At 71.1% G+C, this 20,331-nt stretch carries 14 protein-coding genes and 2 rRNA genes (1 of these 16 cut by a window edge); 11 read left to right on the forward strand and 5 right to left on the reverse strand.

Annotated features, from left to right (window positions below; translation table 11 throughout):
* The 3 genes from B4N89_RS23365 to B4N89_RS23375 form a co-directional block, all read left to right on the forward strand.
* Window positions 1-1,704 (forward strand): 23S ribosomal RNA (locus B4N89_RS23365) (it extends 1,424 nt beyond the left edge of the window).
* Between the two features lie 126 nt (window positions 1,705-1,830).
* Window positions 1,831-1,947 (forward strand): 5S ribosomal RNA (rrf, locus tag B4N89_RS23370).
* Between the two features lie 1,941 nt (window positions 1,948-3,888).
* Complete coding sequence (locus B4N89_RS23375; RefSeq protein WP_078979567.1) at window positions 3,889-4,737, forward strand: hypothetical protein; 849 nt, start codon at window positions 3,889-3,891, stop codon at window positions 4,735-4,737.
* A gap of 82 nt (window positions 4,738-4,819) precedes the next feature.
* On the opposite strand, the gene B4N89_RS23380 is transcribed toward B4N89_RS23375, so the two are convergent.
* Window positions 4,820-6,079, reverse strand: a complete 1,260-nt coding sequence (locus B4N89_RS23380) for a DUF1015 family protein (RefSeq protein ID WP_078977771.1) — start codon at window positions 6,077-6,079, stop codon at window positions 4,820-4,822.
* A 133-nt stretch (window positions 6,080-6,212) separates the two neighbouring features.
* Here B4N89_RS23380 and B4N89_RS23385 point away from each other — a divergent pair, with 133 nt between their 5' ends.
* Both B4N89_RS23385 and B4N89_RS23390 read left to right on the forward strand, forming a co-directional pair.
* Complete coding sequence (locus tag B4N89_RS23385; RefSeq protein WP_235618741.1) at window positions 6,213-6,713, forward strand: tetratricopeptide repeat protein; 501 nt, start codon at window positions 6,213-6,215, stop codon at window positions 6,711-6,713.
* A 17-nt stretch (window positions 6,714-6,730) separates the two neighbouring features.
* Window positions 6,731-7,843 carry an HAD-IIA family hydrolase gene (locus tag B4N89_RS23390; RefSeq protein WP_414646427.1) on the forward strand — a complete coding sequence of 371 codons (1,113 nt, stop codon included), beginning with the start codon at window positions 6,731-6,733 and terminating at the stop codon, window positions 7,841-7,843.
* 80 nt (window positions 7,844-7,923) lie between these two features.
* Here B4N89_RS23390 and B4N89_RS23395 read toward each other — a convergent pair whose 3' ends face one another.
* Window positions 7,924-8,265: an alkyl sulfatase C-terminal domain-containing protein gene (locus tag B4N89_RS23395; RefSeq protein WP_078977772.1), complete on the reverse strand. Its 342-nt coding sequence runs from the start codon at window positions 8,263-8,265 to the stop codon at window positions 7,924-7,926.
* A gap of 250 nt (window positions 8,266-8,515) precedes the next feature.
* Here B4N89_RS23395 and B4N89_RS23400 point away from each other — a divergent pair, with 250 nt between their 5' ends.
* The 5 genes from B4N89_RS23400 (at window position 8,516) to recN (ending at window position 14,449) form a co-directional block, all read left to right on the forward strand.
* Window positions 8,516-9,241 carry a hypothetical protein gene (locus B4N89_RS23400; RefSeq protein ID WP_078977773.1) on the forward strand — a complete coding sequence of 242 codons (726 nt, stop codon included), beginning with the start codon at window positions 8,516-8,518 and terminating at the stop codon, window positions 9,239-9,241.
* On the forward strand, window positions 9,238-9,453 hold the full coding sequence (locus B4N89_RS23405) for a hypothetical protein (RefSeq protein WP_078977774.1): 216 nt from the start codon (window positions 9,238-9,240) through the stop codon (window positions 9,451-9,453). The genes B4N89_RS23400 and B4N89_RS23405 overlap by 4 nt, the downstream gene beginning before the upstream one ends.
* Before the next feature lie 221 nt (window positions 9,454-9,674).
* The gene (locus B4N89_RS23410) at window positions 9,675-10,478 is read left to right on the forward strand and encodes a TlyA family RNA methyltransferase (protein ID WP_078979570.1); all 804 of its coding nucleotides are present in this window, start codon (window positions 9,675-9,677) and stop codon (window positions 10,476-10,478) included.
* Between the two features lie 214 nt (window positions 10,479-10,692).
* The gene (locus B4N89_RS23415; RefSeq protein ID WP_078977775.1) at window positions 10,693-11,580 is read left to right on the forward strand and encodes an NAD kinase; all 888 of its coding nucleotides are present in this window, start codon (window positions 10,693-10,695) and stop codon (window positions 11,578-11,580) included.
* Between the two features lie 1,129 nt (window positions 11,581-12,709).
* On the forward strand, window positions 12,710-14,449 hold the full coding sequence (recN, locus tag B4N89_RS23420) for a DNA repair protein RecN (RefSeq protein WP_078977776.1): 1,740 nt from the start codon (window positions 12,710-12,712) through the stop codon (window positions 14,447-14,449).
* A 951-nt stretch (window positions 14,450-15,400) separates the two neighbouring features.
* On the opposite strand, the gene B4N89_RS23425 is transcribed toward recN, so the two are convergent.
* Together B4N89_RS23425 and B4N89_RS23430 are read right to left on the reverse strand one after the other, a co-directional pair.
* The gene (locus B4N89_RS23425; protein ID WP_078977777.1) at window positions 15,401-15,772 is read right to left on the reverse strand and encodes an IS3 family transposase; all 372 of its coding nucleotides are present in this window, start codon (window positions 15,770-15,772) and stop codon (window positions 15,401-15,403) included.
* Window positions 15,769-16,056: a transposase gene (locus B4N89_RS23430; protein WP_078977778.1), complete on the reverse strand. Its 288-nt coding sequence runs from the start codon at window positions 16,054-16,056 to the stop codon at window positions 15,769-15,771. The genes B4N89_RS23425 and B4N89_RS23430 overlap by 4 nt, the downstream gene beginning before the upstream one ends.
* Before the next feature lie 921 nt (window positions 16,057-16,977).
* On the opposite strand from B4N89_RS23430, the gene B4N89_RS23435 reads away from it, so the two are divergent.
* Window positions 16,978-17,478 (forward strand): hypothetical protein, encoded by a 501-nt coding sequence (locus B4N89_RS23435; RefSeq protein WP_143658060.1) that lies wholly within the window; start codon window positions 16,978-16,980, stop codon window positions 17,476-17,478.
* A gap of 126 nt (window positions 17,479-17,604) precedes the next feature.
* Here the strand turns inward: B4N89_RS23435 and B4N89_RS23440 are convergent, their stop codons facing one another.
* A complete protein-coding gene (locus B4N89_RS23440) occupies window positions 17,605-19,992 on the reverse strand; it encodes a hypothetical protein (RefSeq protein WP_078977780.1) in 2,388 nt (795 codons plus the stop codon).
* Window positions 19,993-20,331 lie beyond the last annotated feature (339 nt).

The following is a 20,331-nucleotide window of genomic DNA, read 5'->3' on the forward strand; positions in this document are numbered from 1 at the left end:
GCCGGATGACCAAGGGTTCCTGGGGCAGGCTAATCCGCCCAGGGTAAGTCGGGACCTAAGGCGAGGCCGACAGGCGTAGTCGATGGACAACGGGTTGATATTCCCGTACCCGCTACGATGCGCCAGCGCCGAACCTCGTGATGTTAAGGCCGTGAAGCCGCCGGGATCCTTCGGGTGATCGGATGGGTGGAGCCGCCGAACCAATCGGGTAGTAGGTGAGCGATGGGGTGACGCAGGAAGGTAGTCCAGCCCGGGCGGTGGTAGTCCCGGGGTAAGGGTGTAGGGCGTCGTGTAGGCAAATCCGCACGACATACAGCCTGAGACCTGATGCCGACCCGATTGTGGGGAAGTGGATGATCCTATGCTGCCGAGAAAAGCCTCTAGCGAGTGTCGTGGCGGCCCGTACCCCAAACCGACTCAGGTGGTCAGGTAGAGAATACCAAGGCGTTCGGGTGAACTGTGGTTAAGGAACTCGGCAAAATGCCCCCGTAACTTCGGGAGAAGGGGGGCCATTGTTGGTGATCCCTCTTGCAGGGTGAGCTGGTGGTGGCCGCAGAGACCAGCGAGAAGCGACTGTTTACTAAAAACACAGGTCCGTGCGAAGTCGTAAGACGATGTATACGGACTGACGCCTGCCCGGTGCTGGAACGTTAAGGGGACCGGTTAGCTCTTCGGGGCGAGGCTGAGAACTTAAGCGCCAGTAAACGGCGGTGGTAACTATAACCATCCTAAGGTAGCGAAATTCCTTGTCGGGTAAGTTCCGACCTGCACGAATGGCGTAACGACTTCTCGACTGTCTCAACCACAGGCCCGGTGAAATTGCACTACGAGTAAAGATGCTCGTTTCGCGCAGCAGGACGGAAAGACCCCGGGACCTTTACTATAGTTTGATATTGGTGTTCGGTTCGGCTTGTGTAGGATAGGTGGGAGACTGTGAAGGGGACACGCCAGTGTTCTTGGAGTCGTCGTTGAAATACCACTCTGGTCGTGCTGGATGTCTAACCTGGGTCCGTGATCCGGATCAGGGACAGTGTCTGATGGGTAGTTTAACTGGGGCGGTTGCCTCCCAAAGGGTAACGGAGGCGCCCAAAGGTTCCCTCATCCTGGTTGGCAATCAGGTGTCGAGTGTAAGTGCACAAGGGAGCTTGACTGTGAGACCGACGGGTCGAGCAGGTGCGAAAGCAGGGACTAGTGATCCGGCGGTGGCTTGTGGAAGCGCCGTCGCTCAACGGATAAAAGGTACCCCGGGGATAACAGGCTGATCTTCCCCAAGAGTCCATATCGACGGGATGGTTTGGCACCTCGATGTCGGCTCGTCGCATCCTGGGGCTGGAGTAGGTCCCAAGGGTTGGGCTGTTCGCCCATTAAAGCGGTACGCGAGCTGGGTTTAGAACGTCGTGAGACAGTTCGGTCCCTATCCGCTGTGCGCGTAGGAGTCTTGAGAAGGGCTGTCCCTAGTACGAGAGGACCGGGACGGACGAACCTCTGGTGTGCCAGTTGTTCTGCCAAGGGCATGGCTGGTTGGCTACGTTCGGGAGGGATAACCGCTGAAAGCATCTAAGCGGGAAGCTTGCTTCGAGATGAGGACTCCCACCAGCTTCGGTTGGGTAAGGCCCCCGAGAGACGATCGGGTTGATAGGCCGGGTGTGGAAGCCCTGTGAGGGGTGGAGCTGACCGGTACTAATAGGCCGAGGACTTGTCCTCAGTTGCTACGCGTCCACTGTGTGGTTCCCGAACCGCAATCGGTTTCGGGGAACCTGTTTGATAATTGAATCACCGCATGTGATTTCTGGTTCACCGAACGACCCATGGTTGTGGGTTCGATGGTTTTCCGGTGGTCTTGGCGGAGAGGAAACGCCCGGTCTCATTCCGAACCCGGAAGCTAAGCTCTCCAGCGCCGATGGTACTGCACTCGAAGGGGTGTGGGAGAGTAGGACGCCGCCGGAATCTACGTGAATAAGGGGCCCCACCCCGGTGGGGCCCCTTATTTTTTTATCCTGTTCTATTTATCGTGGCGACCCCTGCGTTCAGGGGTTCACGGCCACTGTCGGGTGCGCCGACTTCGTTCGTCATACGGGACAATGGTGGTCGCGCCACAGGCGACTGCGTACCCGCACGACGATCACGAGGAGCAAATCCCATGTCCAATCCCCCCTCCGAGGGACGGCCGAGTCGCCGTCCCGGTGGATCGCAGTACTCGGGGGCGGTGGCGGCGGTGATCGCCGGCCGTTCAACCGTGACGATCGTGGTGGCCGTCCGGCTTCCGGTGATCGTGGCCAGGGCGGTCGTGATGATCGGGGCGGTTCGCGTCCTTCGTTCAACCGTGACGACCGTGGGGGCAACCGCGGTGCGGGTACGGGGCGTCCGCAGTCCGGTGGGCGGGACGATCGTGGTGGGTTCTCGCGTCCGTCGTTCAACCGGGACGATCGTTCCGGTGGCGGTTCGCGTCCGCCGTATCGGTCGGACCGGCCCGAGCGTTCGGATCGGCCTGCTCGGGACGACCGTGGTGGGTCGCGGCCGCCGTTCAATCGTGACGACCGTGGGTCCGGTCGGCCGTCGTATGGCAACCGCGACGATCGTGGTGGGTCGCGTCCCTCGTTCAATCGTGACGACCGTGGTGGGGACCGGCGTTCCCAGGGTGGGCGCGACGATCGGCCCGGGTTCCGTGAGGAGCGCGGTGGGGATCGTCGGCCGCCGTTCCGGTCGGATCGGCCCGAGCGTTCCGACCGGCCTGGTCGTGATGACCGTGGTGGGTCGCGTCCGCCGTTCCGGTCGGATGCTCCGGAGCGGGATCGTGGGCAGTCGCGTACTTCGTACGGGGCCCGTGGCGACCACGCGATCGCCCGTCCGAACCGCGAGGACCGGCCGTCGTACGGCCGTGACGATCGTGGTGGTCGACCGTCGTATGGCAACCGCGACGATCGTGGTGGGTCGCGTCCCTCGTTCAATCGTGACGACCGTGGTGGGGACCGGCGTTCCCAGGGTGGGCGCGACGATCGGCCCGGGTTCCGTGAGGAGCGCGGTGGGGATCGTCGGCCGCCGTTCAACCGCGATGACCGTGGCGGGGACCGTCGTCCGCCGTTCCGGTCGGACCGGCCCGAGCGCTCCGACCGGCCTGCCCGCGATGAGCGTGGTGGGTCGCGTCCTCCCTACGGTCGGGACGACCGTGGGGGGCCCGGTGGGCGGTTGCCGTTCCGTTCGGATCGTGCGGATCGGCCTGCTCGAGACGATCGTGGTGGGTCGCGTCCGGGGTTCGAGCGTGATGACCGCGGTGGGGATCGTCGGCCGCCGTTCAACCGTGACGACCGTGGGTCCGGCCGGCCGTCGTATGGCAGCCGGGACGACCGTGGCGCGTCGCGTCCGCCGCAGCGGGCGGAGCGGCCTGCTCGGGACGAGCGTGAGTTCGGGGATCGTGACCACCGCGACGGCGCCAGCAGCCGGCCGACCTACAACGGTCGGCCCGGCGCGCGGCAGCCGTTCCAGGAGCGTCGTCCGGCGCCGCGGCGGGACGACCGGGGTTCCGGGCGTCCGGCGAGTGGCGGTCGGGACGAGCGCGGTGGGGATCGTCGGCCGCCGTTCAACCGCGACGACCGTGGTGGGGACCGTCGTCCGCCGTTCCGGTCGGACCGGCCCGAGCGCTCCGACCGGCCTGCCCGTGACGACCGTGGTGGGGCGCGTGCTCCGTTCCGGTCGGATCGGCCCGCGCGGGACGATCGTGGGGGCTCGCGCCCCTCGTTCGGGCGGGACGACCGCGGTGGTCGGCCCTCCTTCGGGGACCGGGACCGCGATCGTGGCGGTCGGTCGTCGTACGGGAACCGGGACGACCGTGGCGCGTCGCGTCCGTCGTACGACCGTCGGGACGAGCCGGGCTACGTGCCGGTCGAGCGCATGTTCATTCCGGAGGACGTCCAGGCCGAGGAACTCGGTGCGGAGGCGCGTCAGGAACTGCGTGGGCTGCCCAAGACGCTTGCCGACGAGGTCGCGCGCAACCTGGTGATGATCGGCCGTACGGTCGACGAGGACCCCGAACTGGCGTACAAGTACGCGAAGGTCGCGCTGCGGCTCGCGTCGCGCGTGGCAGCCGTGCGTGAGGCGGCCGGGATCGCGGCGTACATGGCCGGGGCCTATGCCGAGGCGCTGTCCGAGCTGCGGGCGGCCCGGCGGATGACCGGGTCCAGCGAGCACTGGGCCGTGATGGCCGACTGCGAGCGTGGCCTGGGCCGTCCGGAGCGGGCGTTGCAGATGGCCGGGGCGGACGAGGTCAAGGAGCTGGACAAGGCCGCGCAGATCGAGCTGCGGATCGTCGCGGCCGGTGCGCGTCGGGACCTGGACCAGCTCGACGCGGCCGTGGTCACCCTTCAGGTGCCGGAGTTGAATTCGGCGTCGACGAATCCGTGGGTGGCGCGACTGCGGTTCGCGTACGCCGACGCGTTGGCGGCGGCGGGTCGCGACGACGAGGCGCGGGACTGGTTCGGGCGGGCCGCCGAGGCGGACACGACGGGCGAGACCGGTGCGGCCGAGCGGGTCGCGGAGCTGGACGGACTCGACTTCACCGATGCGCTCGACCCGGACGCGGAGGACGACGAGGTCGACGACGATGAGGTCGACGTCGACATCGAGGACTCGGCTGCGGAGGCGGTCGAGTTCGAGGGTGACGCCGAGACCGAGGTCGAGACCGAGACCGAGACCGACTCGGACGATGACGAGGATTCGGTCGTCGGTGACGTCAAGGACTGATTGAGCGTCGAAGAGGTGTGATGGGAAGGGCCCGGCATTCGTGCCGGGCCCTTTTTGTGTTTCGGTGTGGTGGGCTACGTGGTCATTCGGCCAGGTCGAGGCTTCTGAGAACCAGGCCCGTGGCCGGCTTCGGGCCGAACGAGGTGGACTTCCTGGGCATGCGGATGTCCTGTTCGGCCAGGTCCCGGACCACTCGTTCGTCCGTGGGGCGCAGCAGGATCGCGGTGCCGCCGGTGTGGTTGGCCTGGCGGACGGCGGCCGCGGCGTCGTGGACGTAGGTGATGTTGTCCCAGTTGTCCGGCACGTGCCACACCTGTTCGAGCAGGGCGGCGTGCAGGACCGTGGCGTCCAGGCTGCGCCAGATGCGCGGGCGGTCGGCGCGGATGGCGAGGTCGAGCAGGTCCGGGTCGGGGCCGGTGAGCAGGTGGAAGCGGCGGTCGCCGGCGAGCAGGAACGCCGGCCCGGTGGCCTGGTCCAGGGCCCACAGGGCGGCGGGCAGCGTGCCGTCGAGGGGGCGGGCCAGGAACGCGCCGGCGCCCGCGTCGCCGTACGTGGCCAGTTCGTTCAGCGCCTGTGCGGGGCGCAGCTTCGGCAGTACGCGGTGGATCGCGCCGACCCGCAGCGGGTGGCGGACGGTGTCCACGAGCAGCACCAGGCCGCGATCCCAGGGGCCGTCGCCGCGGCCGTCCGCGTGCGCGCGGTCGCGCATCCGCGCGTAGGCCGCCCAGCGATGGTGGCCGTCGGCGATCAGCGCCTTGCGGAGTGCCAGGTCGTCGCGGATCCCGGCGAGCGCGTGGCGATCGGTCACCCCCCACAGCCGGTGCCGTATGCCGTCGGGTGTGCGCAGGCCGACGAGCGGCGGTTGGTGGGTGGTCTGTTCGACTATGTCCGAGGCGCGTCCGCCGCCCGTGTACACGAGCAGGATCGGCTCGGGGTTCGCCGACAGCTCGCTCATGATCGCGGCGCGGTCCGCGACGGGGCCGGGCATCACGTCCTCGTGCGGCAGTACCGCGGAGTCGAGTGAGAGGGCGCCGATCAGACCGCGTTGGATCGAGTTGTGGTCGCGCTGCTCGTAGACGTAGAGCGCGGGCAGCGGATCGGGACGCAGCACCCCCTCGGCGAGCCAGGTGCGCAACGTGGTGCCGGCGTGTACCGCGCTGCGCGGCAGCACCAGGCGCACGATGTTGTGCGGGTCGGCGTCCTCCAGCGCGGGTACGCCGCCGGGCTCGACCACGTCGTACGGTGGCGAGGTCACCGACGCGACGTCCCCCACGCGTTCCGGGTCGTAGCGGAGCCCGCGGAAGGGGGCCAGATCGAGCCCGTTCGGCACTGCGTCATCCATGACCGAATGTTACGGGCCCGAGGGCGGGCAAGATCAGGACATCCGATGTCGCCGGCCCTCCGGATCGTCGGACGTCCCGGTTCGGGGCGTCGGTTCGGTGGACGGCGGGGTGGTCGAGGTGCGGGAGGGCATCATGGCGATGGCTCAGGGAGCCGACGGGGTGAACGGTGCGCCCACTGGAGACGTGTACGACTGGTATCGGCGCGGGGTGCAACTGCTCGCGTCGGGTAATCCGGCCGCCGCCGCGCTGTTGCTGGCGCGGGCGGCGGACGCGGCGCCGGAGTCGCGCAGCGTGCGGGAGGCGCTGGCGCGGGCCTGGTTCGACTCGGGTAGACACGATGAGGCGCTGCGGCATTTTCGGGCGGTGGCGGAGTCGGATCCGGCGGACGACTACGCCCAGTTCGGCTGGGGCCTGTCCGCCTCGCGGCTCGGCGACTTCGAGACGGCCGTGGAGCACTTGGCGCTCGCGGTGGCGATGCGGCCGGAGACCAAGCACTACCGGACGGCGCTGGTGCAGGCGCGGGCCACGTTGCGGGCGCGGGCGGGGGCATACGGGACGATCGGTGCGGACGGCCGGGACGGTGGGTCCGGTCGGGACGGTGACGAGACGAGCGACAGGAGTGGCGACGCGTGAGCGGGCATACCTCGGCGGTGGCGACGGACGGTTCGGACGCGGGCGGGGACGGGGGTGAATTGGCGCGGGCCTACGACGTGGCGCTGCTCGACCTGGACGGGGTCGTGTACACGGGTGCGCGGGCGGTGCCGCATGCGGTGGAGGTGTTGGCCGAGGCGCGCGAGCGGGGGATGGGGTTGGCGTTCGTCACCAACAACGCGTCGCGTACGCCCAAGGCGGTGGCCGAACACCTGGTCGAGCTGGGGGTCCCGGCGCAGCCGGAGGACGTGGTGACGTCGGCACAGGCCGCCGCGCGGGTGGTCGCGGAGCGGGTGCCCGCGGGGGCGTCGGTGCTGGTGGTCGGCGGTGAGGGCCTGGAGGTGGCGCTGCGGGAGCGTGGGTTGCGACCGGTGCGGTCGGCGGATTCGGACTCGGGTTCGGACGCGGGTTCCGGTTCGGATTCGGGCTCGGACTCGGGTTCGGGTTCCGGCTCGGGTGGGGACGGGCCTGCGGCGGTTGTGCAGGGGTTTGCCGCGGATGTGGGGTGGGCGGAGTTGGCGGAGGCGTCTTATGCGGTGGCGCGTGGGGTGTTCTGGGTGGCCTCGAACGCGGACCTGACCATTCCGACGGAGCGTGGGATCGCGCCCGGGAACGGGGCCCTGGTGGGGGTGGTGCGCGCGGCCACGGGGGTCGAGCCGGTGGTGGCGGGCAAGCCGGAGTTGCCGCTGCATCGGGAGACGATCCTGCGTACCGGGGCACGTCGGCCGCTGGTGGTGGGCGATCGGCTCGACACGGACATCGAGGGCGCGCACAACGGCGGCGTGGACAGCCTGCTGGTGCTGACCGGGGTGACCACGCCCGGGGCGTTGTTGGCGGCCGGTGCGGGCCGGCGGCCGACGTTCGTCGCGGAGGACTTGCGGGCGCTTCTGGAGCCGGCGGTGACGGCGCGGCGGGACGGCGACGCGTGGGTGTGCGGCGGGTGGTCGGCGCGGGTGGTGGACGGCGCGTTGGCGGTCACGGGGAAGGGCGCGCGGATCGACGGGTTGCGGGCGGCGTGTGCGGCGGTGTGGGCCGAGGACGCGGAGGCGGCGGATGGGGTCGACACGGATGGGGTCGACACGGACGGGGTGGTGGAGCGGTTGGGGTGGTAGGGGCGACGGGCGGTCCGGGCGCTGCCGGGTGTTCGGGGGTTCTTGATTTACCCGGTTCCCCGGTTCCCCGGTTCCCCGGGTCAGAGCAGCTTGCGGAGTACCAGCAGGTCCCTGAAGGACGCCTCCAGCTTGACCCGGCCCTTGGCCCATGCGGAGGCGAAGTTGAGGGTGCCGGCCACCAGCGCGACCAGGTCGTCGCCGGTCATGGCCAGTCGGATCTGCGCCTTCTCGGTGCGCGGCTCGGTGTCGATGTCGTGCAGGGCGCCGTCGCGCAGGCGTCCGGAGAAGGTGACGTCGAGGTCGGTGACGTGGCAGCTGAGGCTGCGGTCGAGTTGAGCGGCCTTGCGGGTGTCGCCCTCCGCTCGGCCCATCTTGGCGGACAGTTCCTCGAGGGCCGTGCGGCACTCTTCGACGGTGGCCATGCGGGGACGTTCCTTCCGTGGGATCCGGTTGGCGACCGTACCCCACCCGGGGGCGGCCGATGCCCGGGGTGGTCGTGCGGTGGGCGGTGCGGCGCGGTTCGGGTTCGCCGCGTTCGTGTCGGCGGCATGTCGTTGCTTCCGTTCGCGCGCCGGTCGAGAGGGTAGCGTCGGGGGCAGACCGATCATCGCCGTTCGTATCGCCGCGCAGGCACCGATACGGCGGCCGGAGCAGGAAGGCGGGCGCCGGTTCATGCGAGACGTCGTGCGCAGTTACCTTCAGATCGCCAGTGGCTTGACCGAGATGACCAGGCAGCGGGTCACCGAGGTGGCCAAGGTCCTCGTCGAGCGCAGCGGCCTCGACCTGGAGCAGGTTCCGGAACAGGCCCAGGCGCTGCCGCAGTTCGTGCAGCAGGTGGCCGAGGAGTTGTACGAGACCGGCAAGGCGAACCGGGACCTGCTCGTGGGCATCGTGCGCGGCGAGGTGGACAAGGCGCTGACCCGTACGAGGCCGTGGACCAAGGATCTGGCCAAGGCCGAGGAGGAGATCACCCGGTTGAAGAGCCGGGTGACGGACCTGGAGCACCGGTTGGCGCGGGCGTCCACGCCTCGGGCGGCGCGGCCGGCGGGTGCGCCGGGATCGGGTGGTGGGGTGGGGCGTTCGGCGGGGTCGAGCGGTTCGTCCGCGACGCCGGTCGCGACTCCGCCGGTGACCGGCCCGCCCGTTGCCACACCGCCTGTTGCCACGCCGCCGGGCGCCGGCTCGTCGGGGTCCGGCAAGCCGGTCGCGAAGAAGGCGGCGGCGAAGAAGAGCGTCGCGGACCTGCCCGCGGCGGAGGGCGGTTCGGCGTCGCCGGCCGCGCCGCGCAAGCCGGCGCGCAAGACGAACGGGACGGCCGCCACGAAGAAGACGGCGCCGGCCAAGAAGGCGATCCGCAAGCCGACCGCGCCGGCGGCGGACGCGGACGGGCAGTCGTGAGCGAGGCCCTCGGTACGGAGCGGGTGGTCGGCGAGGACGCCGCGACCGGGTCGGGCGTCGTCGAACCGCCGCCTCCCACGGGCGACCCGCACGTGGATGCGGTGCTGGCCACCCTGAGCCGTGTGGGTGACCTGCCCACCGAGGCGCACGGGCCGGTGTACGAGGATGTACACCGGGGATTGCGGGACACCCTCGCGGATTTGGATCGTTAGGGCGGGTCCGTGCTCTCCCGTCGGGCTCCGCGGCGTCCGGCACCGCGCCTCGCCGTATCGGCGAAGCATCCGATCGGGACCACCGAACGGGTGCTTCGCCGGTACGCCGGGGCACGGCACCGGGCCCCGCGGAGGCCGGCGGGCGACCTCCCGGCGCCGGCGCGAGAGTGGCGGTTCTCGTCGACGACTTCGGCACAACCAAGGAACGGCAGGCACGACCGGTGGCACGACGCAGGCTCGACGCCGAGCTGGTGCGCAGGGGACTCGCTCGCTCCCGGGACCACGCGAGCGAACTGATCGCGGCCGGGCGCGTGACGGTGGGCGGCCAGGCCGCGACCAAGGCCGCCACGCAGGTCGACGCGGGGGCGGCCGTGGTGGTCGCCGCCGACGCGGGCGACCCGGACTACGTATCGCGCGGCGGGCACAAGCTCGCGGGCGCGCTCGCCGCGTTCACCCCGCTCGGGCTGACCGTGGAGGGGCGGCGCTGTATCGACGCGGGCGCCTCGACCGGCGGCTTCACCGACGTGCTGCTGCGCGCGGGGGCGGCGCACGTGGTCGCGGTGGACGTGGGGTACGGGCAGCTCGCGTGGGCGCTGCGCAACGACGACCGGGTGACCGTGCGGGACCGGACCAACGTGCGCGAGTTGACGCCGGATCAGGTGGGGCCGGCGGCCGAGGTGGTGGTGGGCGACCTTTCGTTCATCTCGCTCGGGCTGGTGTTGCCGGCGCTGGTGCGCTGTGCGGCGCCGGAGGCGGACCTGGTGATGATGGTCAAGCCGCAGTTCGAGGTGGGGCGCGAGCGGTTGGGCGCCGGTGGCGTGGTGCGCGATCCGGCGTTGCGGGCCGAGGCGGTGCGGATCGTCGCGGAGCAGGCCGCGAAGTCGGGCCTGGGGGTGCTCGGGGTGACCGCGTCGCCGCTGCCGGGGCCGTCGGGCAACGTCGAGTACTTCCTGTGGATGCGGGCCGGCGCGCCCGAGCTGGACCCGGCGGACGTCGATCGGGCGGTCGCCGAGGGGCCGCGGTGAAGGGCGTGCGCGATAGCGTCGCGGCGTACGGGTCGGGCTCGGCCCGAGGTGGTGTGGACGGCGGCGCGGTGGATGGATCGGGCTCGGTCTGCGGGTCGGGTTCGGCCGGAGGCTGCGCCGAGGGTGGTACGGCGTACGGGTGCGGTTGCGCCGGCGACGGTATGGCGTACGGATATGGCTGCGGTCGACGCGATGCGGACGAGGGGATTCGGGGATGAGCGATCGCACGATACTGGTGGTCACGCACACCGGCCGTCCCGCGGCGTTGCGCAGCGCGCGGCTGGTGGTGGAGCGGCTGATCGCGGCGGGCCTGGGTGTGCGGGTACTGGAGCCGGAGGCGGACGATCTGGCCCTGCCGGGCGCGGTCGTGGTGTCCGTGGAACCGGATGCGGCCAAGGGCTGCGAGCTGGCGATCGTGCTCGGCGGCGACGGGACGCTGCTGCGCGGCGCGGAGTTGGTGCGCGAGGCGGCGGTGCCGATGCTCGGGGTCAACCTGGGCCGGGTCGGCTTCCTGGCGGAGGCCGAGCGCGAGGACCTGAACGACGTGGTCGAGCGCGTGGTGGCGCGGAACTATGACGTCGAGGAGCGCATGACGCTCGACGTGGTGGTGCGGGTCAACGGCGAGATCGTGCATACGAACTGGGCGTTGAACGAGGCCGCGATCGAGAAGGCCTCCCGCGAGCGCATGCTGGAGCTGGTCGCCGAGGTGGACGGCCGGCCGCTGTCGCGCTGGGGCTGCGACGGGGTGGTGTGCGCGACGCCGACGGGGTCGACGGCGTACGCGTTCTCCGGTGGCGGACCGATCGTGTGGCCGGAGGTGGAGGCGCTGATCATGGTGCCGATCAGCGCACATGCGCTGTTCGCGCGGCCGGTGGTGGTCTCGCCGAACTCGGTGCTGGCGCTGGAGTTGGCGGCGGAGACTCCGCCCGGTGCGCTGTGGTGCGACGGGCGGCGGACGGTACACCTGCCTGCGGGCGCGCGGGTCGAGGTGCGGCGGGGGACCCAGCCGGTGCGGTTGGCGCGGCTGCATCGAGCGCCGTTCACGGATCGGCTGGTGGCCAAGTTCGCGCTGCCGGTGAAGGGGTGGCGCGGGCGGCGCTGAGGCGTTCACGCGTGCGGACGGGGTTCCGCGGGCGGGACGGGCGAGGCTCGATCCGCGGGGCGGTGGCCGTGCCGGCGGGGCGGTGACTGCGCTCGCGAGGTCGGTGGTCGTGCCGGCGGGGCCGAGTCTGTGCTCGCTCGGGAGGCGGTGACTGCGCTCGCGAGGCTGGTGGTCGTGCCGGCGGAGCTCTGTGACTGTGCCCGGGATCGCGCGTGTGGGGGCGGGTGGCTGCGTCCGCGAGCCGTGACTGCGTCCGCGAGGCTGGTGGTCGCGCCGGCGGCGCTCCGCGCTGTGCCTGGGAGCGGGGGATTGCGTGTGCGGGGGTGGCTGGTTGTGCGTGCGGGGTGGAGCTGTGCCTGTGGTGTCGTGGGAGTGCGTTTGTGGCCGGTCCGGCTGTGCGGGCGGGGCTTGGTGATCGTGCTTGCGCGGGGCGGGTGGCTGCGTCCGCGAGCCTTGGCTGCGTCCGCGAGGCGGTGAATCCGCTTGCGAGGCTGGTGGTCGTGCGGGCGGAGCTCTGTGGCTGTGCCTGGGAGCGGGGGATTGCGTGTGCGGGGGTGGCTGGTTGTGCGTGTGGGGTGGAGCTGTGCCTGTGGTGTCGTGGGAGTGCGTTTGTGGCCGGTCCGGCTGTGCGGGCGGGGCTTGGTGATCGTGCTTGCGCGGGGCGGGTGGTTGCGCCTTCGTGGGCGGGGGACTGTGCTTTTGGGGTCGTGACTGCGCCCGCGAGGCTGGTGGTCGTGCCGGCGGAGCTCTGTGGCTGTGTCTGCGAGCGTGAGATCGCGCGTGCGGGGGCGGCTGGTTGTGCTTGCGGGGCCGGGCTGTGCCCGTGCGGCGGGATGGTGCTCGTGGGGTTGTTTTTGCGGCGCGGGCTGGTGCTTGCCAGGTGGGTGGTCGTGTATGTGGGGACCCGTGGGTGTGTGTGCTTGTGAAGGTGGCGGGCTGGGCCGGGTGGGTCGTGGGGGTGCGCCTGCGGGGCCGGGTGGGCGGGGCCCGTGGTGCCGGTCCGTTGGGCTTGTCGGGTGGGTCCGTTGCGTGTGTGGGGGCGTGTTGGGGTGGGTGACACACGCCGTTGAACTGCTTTCTTCGCGTGGAGTCCCCGCGACCTCGTAGTGTCGTCCCCGTGCTCGAAGAGATGCGGATACAGGGTCTGGGTGTCATCGAAGACGCCGTAGTCGAGCTCGCGCCGGGCTTCACGGTGGTCACGGGCGAGACCGGCGCCGGCAAGACGATGGTGGTCACCGGGCTCGGCTTGCTGTTCGGTGGGCGGGCCGATGCCGGGCTGGTGCGCAACGGGACGGGGAAGGCTCTGGTCGAGGGCCGGCTCGGGGTGCCGGCGGATTCGCCCGCCGGGCGGCGGGCGGCCGAGGCGGGTGCCGACGTCGACGACGGCGAGCTGCTGCTGGCCCGTACGGTCTCGGCCGAGGGGCGCTCGCGCGCACACGTCGGCGGGCGATCCGCGCCGATCGGGTTGCTGACCGATCTGGCCGACGACCTGATCGCGGTACACGGGCAGACCGACCAGCAGCGGCTGCTGCGGCCCGCCCGGCAGCGCGCCGCGCTCGACCGGTACGCCGGGGAGGCGGTGTCGGTACCGCTGAAGGCGTACGGCGCGGTCTACCGGCGACTGCGCGAGGTGAGCGCGGAGCTCGACGAGATCACCACGCGGGCGCGCGAGCGGGCGCAGGAGGCGGACCTGCTGCGGTTCGGGCTGACCGAGATCGAACAGGTGGTGCCGCAGCCGGGCGAGGACGCCGAACTGGCCGCGGAGACGTTGCGGCTGGGACACGCGGACGCGCTGCGCACGGCGGCGACCACGGCGCACGAGGCGTTGCTGGGCGATCCCGAGACCGGTTCGGACGCGGTGGACGCCTCGACCCTGCTCGGTGCGGCGCATCGGGCGGTGGAGGCGGTGCGGGCGCACGATCCGGCGTTGGCGGCGCTCGCCGATCGGCTGGGCGAGGTCGGGTATCTGGTGGCGGACGTGGCCACCGAGCTGGCGTCGTACGCGGCCGGGGTGGACGCGGACCCGGTGCGGTTGGCGGCGGCGGAGGAGCGGCGGGCGGCGCTGGCGGGGTTGACCCGCAAGTACGGCGAGTCGATCGACGAGGTGTTGGCCTGGGCGGAGCGGTCGGCCGCGCGGTTGGCCGAGTTGGACGGCGACGACGACCGCACCGAGGAGTTGACCGCCGAACGCGACGCGCTGCGGGGCGAGTTGACGGCGCTCGCGGGCGAGGTCTCGGCGGCTCGGCATGCGGCGGCGGAGAAGTTCGCGGCGGCGGTGACCGGTGAGTTGACGGCGCTGGCGATGCCGTATGCGCGGGTCGGCGTGGCGATCGACGGGGTGGACGACGCGGACGGGCTGGCGGTCGGGGACCGGGTGCTGGCGTATGGGCCGACGGGCGTGGACGAGGTCGAGTTGCAGCTGTCCCCCCACCCGGGCGCGCCGCCGCGGCCGCTGGCCAAGGGTGCCTCCGGCGGTGAGCTGTCGCGTGTGATGCTCGCGGTCGAGGTGGTGTTCGCGGGGGCCGACCCGGTGCCGACGTTCGTCTTCGACGAGGTCGACCAGGGCGTCGGGGGCAAGGCCGCGGTCGAGGTGGGCCGCCGGCTGGCCCGTTTGGCGCGCGTCGCGCAGGTGATCGTGGTGACGCACCTGCCGCAGGTGGCCGCCTTCGCCGACCGCCACTTGGTGGTCGAGAAGTCCAGCGACGGCACGGTCACCCGCTCCGGCGTGGTCACCCTCGACGACGCGGCAAGGGTCCGGGAGCTGTCCCGCATGCTGGCGGGCCTGGAGGACTCGGAACTGGGCCGCGCACACGCGGAGGAACTACTGGCCACAGCGGCCGGTGCCAAGCGCGAGGCCGCCTCGCCGTAAGGGCCACGGACCTGGGCGGTGGGCCGGGTGCGGAGTGTGTTCCCACCCGGCCCACCCGTGCTGTCGGTCCCCGAGGCTGCGGTTTAGAGGCTTCGGGTGGGCCTGGTCGGGCCTGGCGGCCCGTGGCGGGGCCGGTGGCCTGGTGGCGCGAGGAGGAGGCTGCGTGGTTCGCTGCGCAGCGGGTGGGTGCGGGGGCTGCGCTGTGCGCATCGGGATGCGTGCTCGCCGTCGAGCGGTGGGCTGCGGGGGCGTCGGGCCGGGTGCCGGGTGTTCCCACCCGGCCCACCCGTGCTGTCGGTCCCGGAGGCTGCGGTTTAGACGCCTCGGGCGGGCCTGATCAGGCCGGGGTGGCCGGGGTGCGCCCGGGTCTGGTGGCCGGCGGGATGAGGAGTGTTGCGCGTTCGCTGCGCATCGGGTGGGTGCGGGGCTGCGGTGTGCGCATCGGGTTGCGGGGGTGTTGGGCCGGGTGTGGTGTGTTCCCGCCCGGCCCACCCGTGCTGTTGGTCTTGGAGGTTGCGGTTTAGAGGCTTCGGGTGGGCCTGGTCGGGCCTGGTGGCCGGGGTGGGTGGGTTGCGCCCGGGCCTGGTGGCCGGCGGGATGAGGGGCGTTGCCCGATCGCTGCGTAGTCGGGTGGGTGCGGGGCTGCGCTGTGGGCATCGGGCTGCGGGGGTGTTGGGCCGGGTGTCGGGTGTGCTCCCGCTCGGCCACTTGTGCTGTCGGGTTCGGAGGCTGCGTTCACTGAGGTTTGCGTTTTTGGTTGCGTGGTGCCGGTGCCGGCACGTGCGGTGGACGGCCGCCGGCGTACGGGGCCCGAGAGCGGAAGCCCCGACGATACGGGCGGGTTGCTCGGCGAGAACCGGTCGGCAGGCGGCGGGGGTGCTGGTGGTCGGGTTGGGTTCTTCGGGGAGCTTCCTGAGAGGGCCGGGGCGTTTGGGTTCGTGAAGGGGTGGCTTACGTTTCGTGAGTCGTTGACCTGCAGTTTCGCGGTGGAGGCGCGGGCTTGCGGGTGTCGAGTGCCCGTTTCGTATGCGCTCGAGGCATGAGGCCCAGGTCGCGCATCAGGGCGCGGATCAGCTCCGGCGAGACCGTCTCGCCGGAGCGGGCCAGGACGGCGTGGACGCGCCGATAGCCGTAGGTCTCGTGATTGGCCGTGAAGATTTCGTTGATCGCCGCGGTCAGGTGTCGGCGTCGTTGCGCCGTGGCGGATTCCGGGCGGGTCCGCCATTCGTAGTAACCGGATCGGGAGACGTCGAGCCATCGGCACATGTCGGCGATGCGGAAGTGGGCCTCCTCCGCCTCAACGAGTTCGTAGCGGGAGCTCACCGATGGTTGCGGGCGAAGAAGGCGCTTGCTTTTACCAGGAAGGCGTTCTCCTCGCGGAGTTTCCGAACTTCGCGTTCGAGTTCCCGTTCGCGCGCGGTCACCGGTTCGTCGCCACGCGGTGTCGACCCGGGTTTCGTCACGGACCTGCGATGCTGTGCGACCCAGTTCCCGAGCGTGGTGTCGTTGACTCCCAACTCGCGCGCGACCTGGACGATCGGACGGGGGCCGTCCAGCACCAGACGAACGGCTTCGTCTTTGAACTGCTGCGTATATCTCTTCGGCACGCGCTTTCTCTTTCCGGTTTCCTACGACCTTCCGCGGGTCACTGTCCGGAAGATCAAGGGCACGCGGGTTACGCTGCGTGGTCGCGGTCGCGGTCGGCACGTGGCTCGCTGTTTACCGCGCTGTGTGTCGAGGTGTACCTCCGCTGCGCGATCGGCGGCGGCGGCGGTCGGTACGCGCCCTCGGTTGCCGCGCTGCGCCTGTCGGCAGGGGACGACCGACTTCCGCCTTCGGCCGCCCGGGCCCGCCGCCCGCCTCGGCGCGTCAGCGCCCACGACCCGGGTCGCCCACGTGATCGACGCGCGAAGCGCGGAGAGCGGCGGAGCCGCCGCTTGTTTTTTAGGCTGGGCGACCCGGAGCGAAGCGGAGGGGCGCACAGCCGCGAGCGGGGTGCCGCTTTTCTGCGGAGGAGCGAAGCGGGGGAGCAGAAAAGCGGTGCCCCGCGAGCCGGCGCGAAGCGCCCAACAAGAAGCAACGCTGCGGACACGACTCTGGCCTCCCGTGTCGCTCGCGTTGCGCTTGTGGTCTCCCGTGTTGCTCGCCTTGAGCTTCTGGTGTTCAGCGTTGCTCGCCTTGCGCTTCTGGCCTCCCGTGTCGCTCGCCTTGAGCTTCTGGCCTCCCGTGTCCTCGCCCTGCGCTTCCGGCCCCCCGCGTCGCTCGCCCTGCGCGTTGGGTCTCCCGCTCCGGCCCCCTTGTGCCTTGGGCTGTGCGTTTCGCGTTGCTCGGTTTGGGTTTTCGGGCTGTGCCGGCGTGGCAACTGGCCGTGTTTTTGCGGGACTTGACGGATCGCGCCAACGAGTTTGGGTGCTTGTCAGGTTGGGTGTGGGTTGCTCTACTTGGTTCGCGCCCTGTGTGGAATTGGTTCGCAGTGCTTCTGCTCCTTCGTACGGTTCGGGTCCAACCCAGAAACCCGGGAGTCAGCCATGCCAAAGCGTGTGAAGGTTGCTGCGCTCGCCAGTGCCGGTGCACTGGCCGCCGTGACCACGTTCGTCGGATCCGCCTCCGCGGGCGGGCCCTCGACGGCCCCTTACGACTGTGTGGACGCCAGGGGTCGTGCGTTTCCCGCCAAGGTGACCTACTTCACCGGTGGCGGCCAGTTGAAGGTGACCATCTCCGCTCCGGCGATTCCGGCCGGCTTCCCGGCCAACTCGATCAATACCACCGCGATCTTCAACGGGCCCAGCGGCGGCGTGGTCTACGACGGTGCCATCAACCCGCCGTATCCGGGTGGTGCGCCCGTGTTCAATCTCGGTGCCATTCCCAAGGTCAGCGGCACCATCGGGGTCGGCCAACCGCTGGCGGACGTGATCTCGGGGCCGCCGCCCTCGCCGTCCAACTGGAGCCTGCGCGTGCTCTTCCCGGGGTGGCCGGGTTGGTACTGCGTCGCACGCGCACCACTGAGCCCGACGCTGCTGTACAGCTGACGCGGCGCCCGTTCGAAACGGCTGCCCGCAACGGCCGCCCGCAACGGTGCCCAGGACGGCGGCGCGTGAACGCACGCGCCGCCGTCCCCTTCCCTTCCCTTCCCTTCCCTTCCCCCCTCCCCGCCCCTACGCGGTCGCCTCCGGCGTCGACGTGAGGCCGTGGTAGATGCGCGGCGCCCCGTCCAGGCGTACCCCCACCCGACCCCCCGTCGCCGTCAGCGTGCGCTCCCGGCCGATGCAGTCCACCTCCCGGACCGTCGTGCCCGCTGCCTGGACCGACAGGGTCGTCTTGGTCGGCCACGGGTCCACCCACGGCTCGGGTGCGGGGAACCAGCCGGAGTCGGTGGGGTGGGTCGGGTTGAGGGTGTAGCCGTCCTTGCGGCTCCACAGGATCGAGATCGGGCCGTCGGGGGAGTCGAACAGCAGGCCCTTGAGGTCCGGGTTGGCCGGCGTCAACCATCGGACGAACGTGGCCCGGTCCAGCACACGGGCGGCGGTGGCGTAGGCCAGCATGGACGGCTTGGCGCCGAGGTCGCGGTGCATCAGGCCGTAGTGGTACTCGGAGTTCGCCGGGTCCGCCCACTGCGGCTTGCCCAGGACGCTGTCGTGCAGCTGGTACCAGTTCACGCACCGCACGCCCTCGGCCTTGGCCAGTGCGAGGGTGAGCAGCACGTTCTCGGCGGCGTGCCGGTAGGTGTCGTGCCACCAGCTGTTCGGCTTGGTGCACGCGTACGCCTCGGTCAGCCACAGCTCCTTCGGGCCGTACGCGGCGATCACCTCGCGGGCCTTGCGCAGCCCGCCGAGGAAGTTCCAATACGTGCCGTTGTCGCCCATCGTCCAGTCGGCCGGCGCCGGGGCGTAGTCGGGGGTGAAGTTGCCCCGGCCCGGGTGGAAGGCGAAGCCGTCGATCAGGTCCCAGCCGCCGGCGTTGCGGAAGTTCTCCGTCCAGACGTAATCCATTCCGGCAAGTCCCGCGTTGAGCACCTTGGTCGGCGCTCCCGCCGCGGTCAGCCGGTCGCGTACCGGGTGCAGTCCGTCGCGGACGTAGGCGGCGGCCGTCTGGCCGCTCATCCAGGGCTTGTTGATCTCGTTGGCGACCTCGAACCAGTCGGCGTTCGCCCCGATCGCCTTGGCGGTGTTGGTGTCCGCCCACGCGGCGACCTGGGCGGTGGTGCCGCCGAGCGGGATGCCGGCCAGTTCGATGTTGTGGGCCAGGCCGGCCGCGTCCAAGGTGGCCGGTGGCAGCCCGGGGCCGCCGTCGTAGGAGATGCGTACCCGCTTGATGCCGATGCGGCGCATCAGGTCCAGGACGGCCGGCGTGGACGGTTGGAGCAGCCACGGGTAGTTGGCGATGCCGAACATGCTGTCCGCGCCCGCCTGGTAGTCGAACGGCGGCAGTACCGTCAGGTTGGTGCGGGCGAACGCCTCGTCCGGGCCCGAGGTCGCGCACACCTCGGTGAACACGATGCCGTGCGCCGGTGCGGTGACGGTGAAGGTCCGCGTCCACGTGGCGCCGGCGGCGACCGTCCCGGAGACCGTGCCGCTGCCCAGCACCGCACCGTCGAAGTCCCTTGCCCACCAGGAGAGTTGCACCGGTCGGGCGGTGGTGCCGCCGTTGGCCACCTCCGCGTGCAGCGGCATCGGTACGCCGCCCTGGTCCCAGAGTGAGAACGGGCGGTCGGTCCACACCTCGACGCCGAGCGGCCGGCCCGAGCCGGTGGTGCCGGCCGCCGCGGGGCGCATCGCGCCGAGTACGAGGTCGGCCTCGGTCACCGCGCCGGTGGGGGTGACGGTGCCCGGGGCGTGGATCCAGGTGGCGTTGGTCCAGGCCGGGGTGGTGCCGGCGAGGCGGAAGTAGGCGTTGGTGTCGGCCCAGGTCTCCCGGTAGACCACGCCGGTGTTGGTTTCGTACGGGATGCCGCCGCCCGCGTCCCGGTTCCAGGCGGTGAGCGCGACGAAGGCTTCCGGCGCGGTGGGGGCGAGCACCGTACGTCCGAACATGAACCCGGCCGGGACGAGCGTGGTCGAGCCGCCGACCTCCCAGCGCAGATGCGCGCGGTTGGGGGCGACGTCGAGGACGGCCCGGACGGTGATGCCGTTCGCGGCGGCGGCCAGGGTGTAGTCGACCCGGATCGCCGCTCTGCCGTCCGGGAGCGTGATCGGGGACGGGGTGCCGCCCGTCGTGGGTTGCAGGCCGGCGACGGTGTCCTTGGTCATGAACCTGGTCAGCCGGATGCGTTCGGTGCCGGCGCCGTCGCGGACCGAGATCTGTCCGTCGGCGCCGGCGGTCAGGGAGATGCCGGGGGCGGAGATGGTGACGGGGGCGGCCGTCGTCGCGCCGGCAGAGGCGGGGGTCGCCGCCCCGGCGATGCCGGCTGCTCCGGCCACGCCCGCCACGCCGGTCGCCACGGCGCCGGTGAGGAAGCCGCGTCGGTGCAGGCCGGCGCGGGGGGCGAGGGCGGGGTGGTCCGGAGCGGCGTCGGGTGGTTCGGGGCTGTGCTGGTCGGCGGACATGGATCCCTTTCCCGAGCGACGAGGACGGTGGAAGTACCAGAAGCGGCGGAAGCGCACGGCCCGGCGGCCGGGGCGCGGCGGTGACGGCAGCGGTGACGCCGGCGGTGACGGCGGCGACCGCGGCGGTGTCGGTAGGGGCGGTCGGCGGGTCACACCGATCTAATGCGGATTAGAGCGAATGTGTACCCCGATCCCCCGGCCGCGTCAAGACCCCCGTATGTCTGATTCGCCGGGCCGGGCAACCCGCCCGCAACCCCCTTGACACCTCCTCCTAATGCGAATTAGATACGACCCCATCGGCTCCGGAGCCAGTTCCGGAGCGGGGATGGTCAGGACCCA

This window comes from Embleya scabrispora (assembly GCF_002024165.1).
In the GTDB taxonomy this organism is placed as follows: domain Bacteria; phylum Actinomycetota; class Actinomycetes; order Streptomycetales; family Streptomycetaceae; genus Embleya; species Embleya scabrispora_A.

Excerpts from the sequence above, each read along its gene's own strand:
- B4N89_RS23375 (WP_078979567.1), top strand. The coding sequence starts at position 3,889 with ATGTTCATTCCGGAGGACGTCCAGGCCGAGGAACTCGGTGCGGAGGCG.
- B4N89_RS23380 (WP_078977771.1), bottom strand. The coding sequence starts at position 6,079 with ATGGATGACGCAGTGCCGAACGGGCTCGATCTGGCCCCCTTCCGCGGG.
- B4N89_RS23385 (WP_235618741.1), top strand. The coding sequence starts at position 6,213 with ATGGCGATGGCTCAGGGAGCCGACGGGGTGAACGGTGCGCCCACTGGA.
- B4N89_RS23395 (WP_078977772.1), bottom strand. The coding sequence starts at position 8,265 with ATGGCCACCGTCGAAGAGTGCCGCACGGCCCTCGAGGAACTGTCCGCC.
- B4N89_RS23400 (WP_078977773.1), top strand. The coding sequence starts at position 8,516 with ATGCGAGACGTCGTGCGCAGTTACCTTCAGATCGCCAGTGGCTTGACC.
- B4N89_RS23415 (WP_078977775.1), top strand. The coding sequence starts at position 10,693 with ATGAGCGATCGCACGATACTGGTGGTCACGCACACCGGCCGTCCCGCG.
- recN (WP_078977776.1), top strand. The coding sequence starts at position 12,710 with ATGCGGATACAGGGTCTGGGTGTCATCGAAGACGCCGTAGTCGAGCTC.
- B4N89_RS23435 (WP_143658060.1), top strand. The coding sequence starts at position 16,978 with ATGCCAAAGCGTGTGAAGGTTGCTGCGCTCGCCAGTGCCGGTGCACTG.
- B4N89_RS23440 (WP_078977780.1), bottom strand. The coding sequence starts at position 19,992 with ATGTCCGCCGACCAGCACAGCCCCGAACCACCCGACGCCGCTCCGGAC.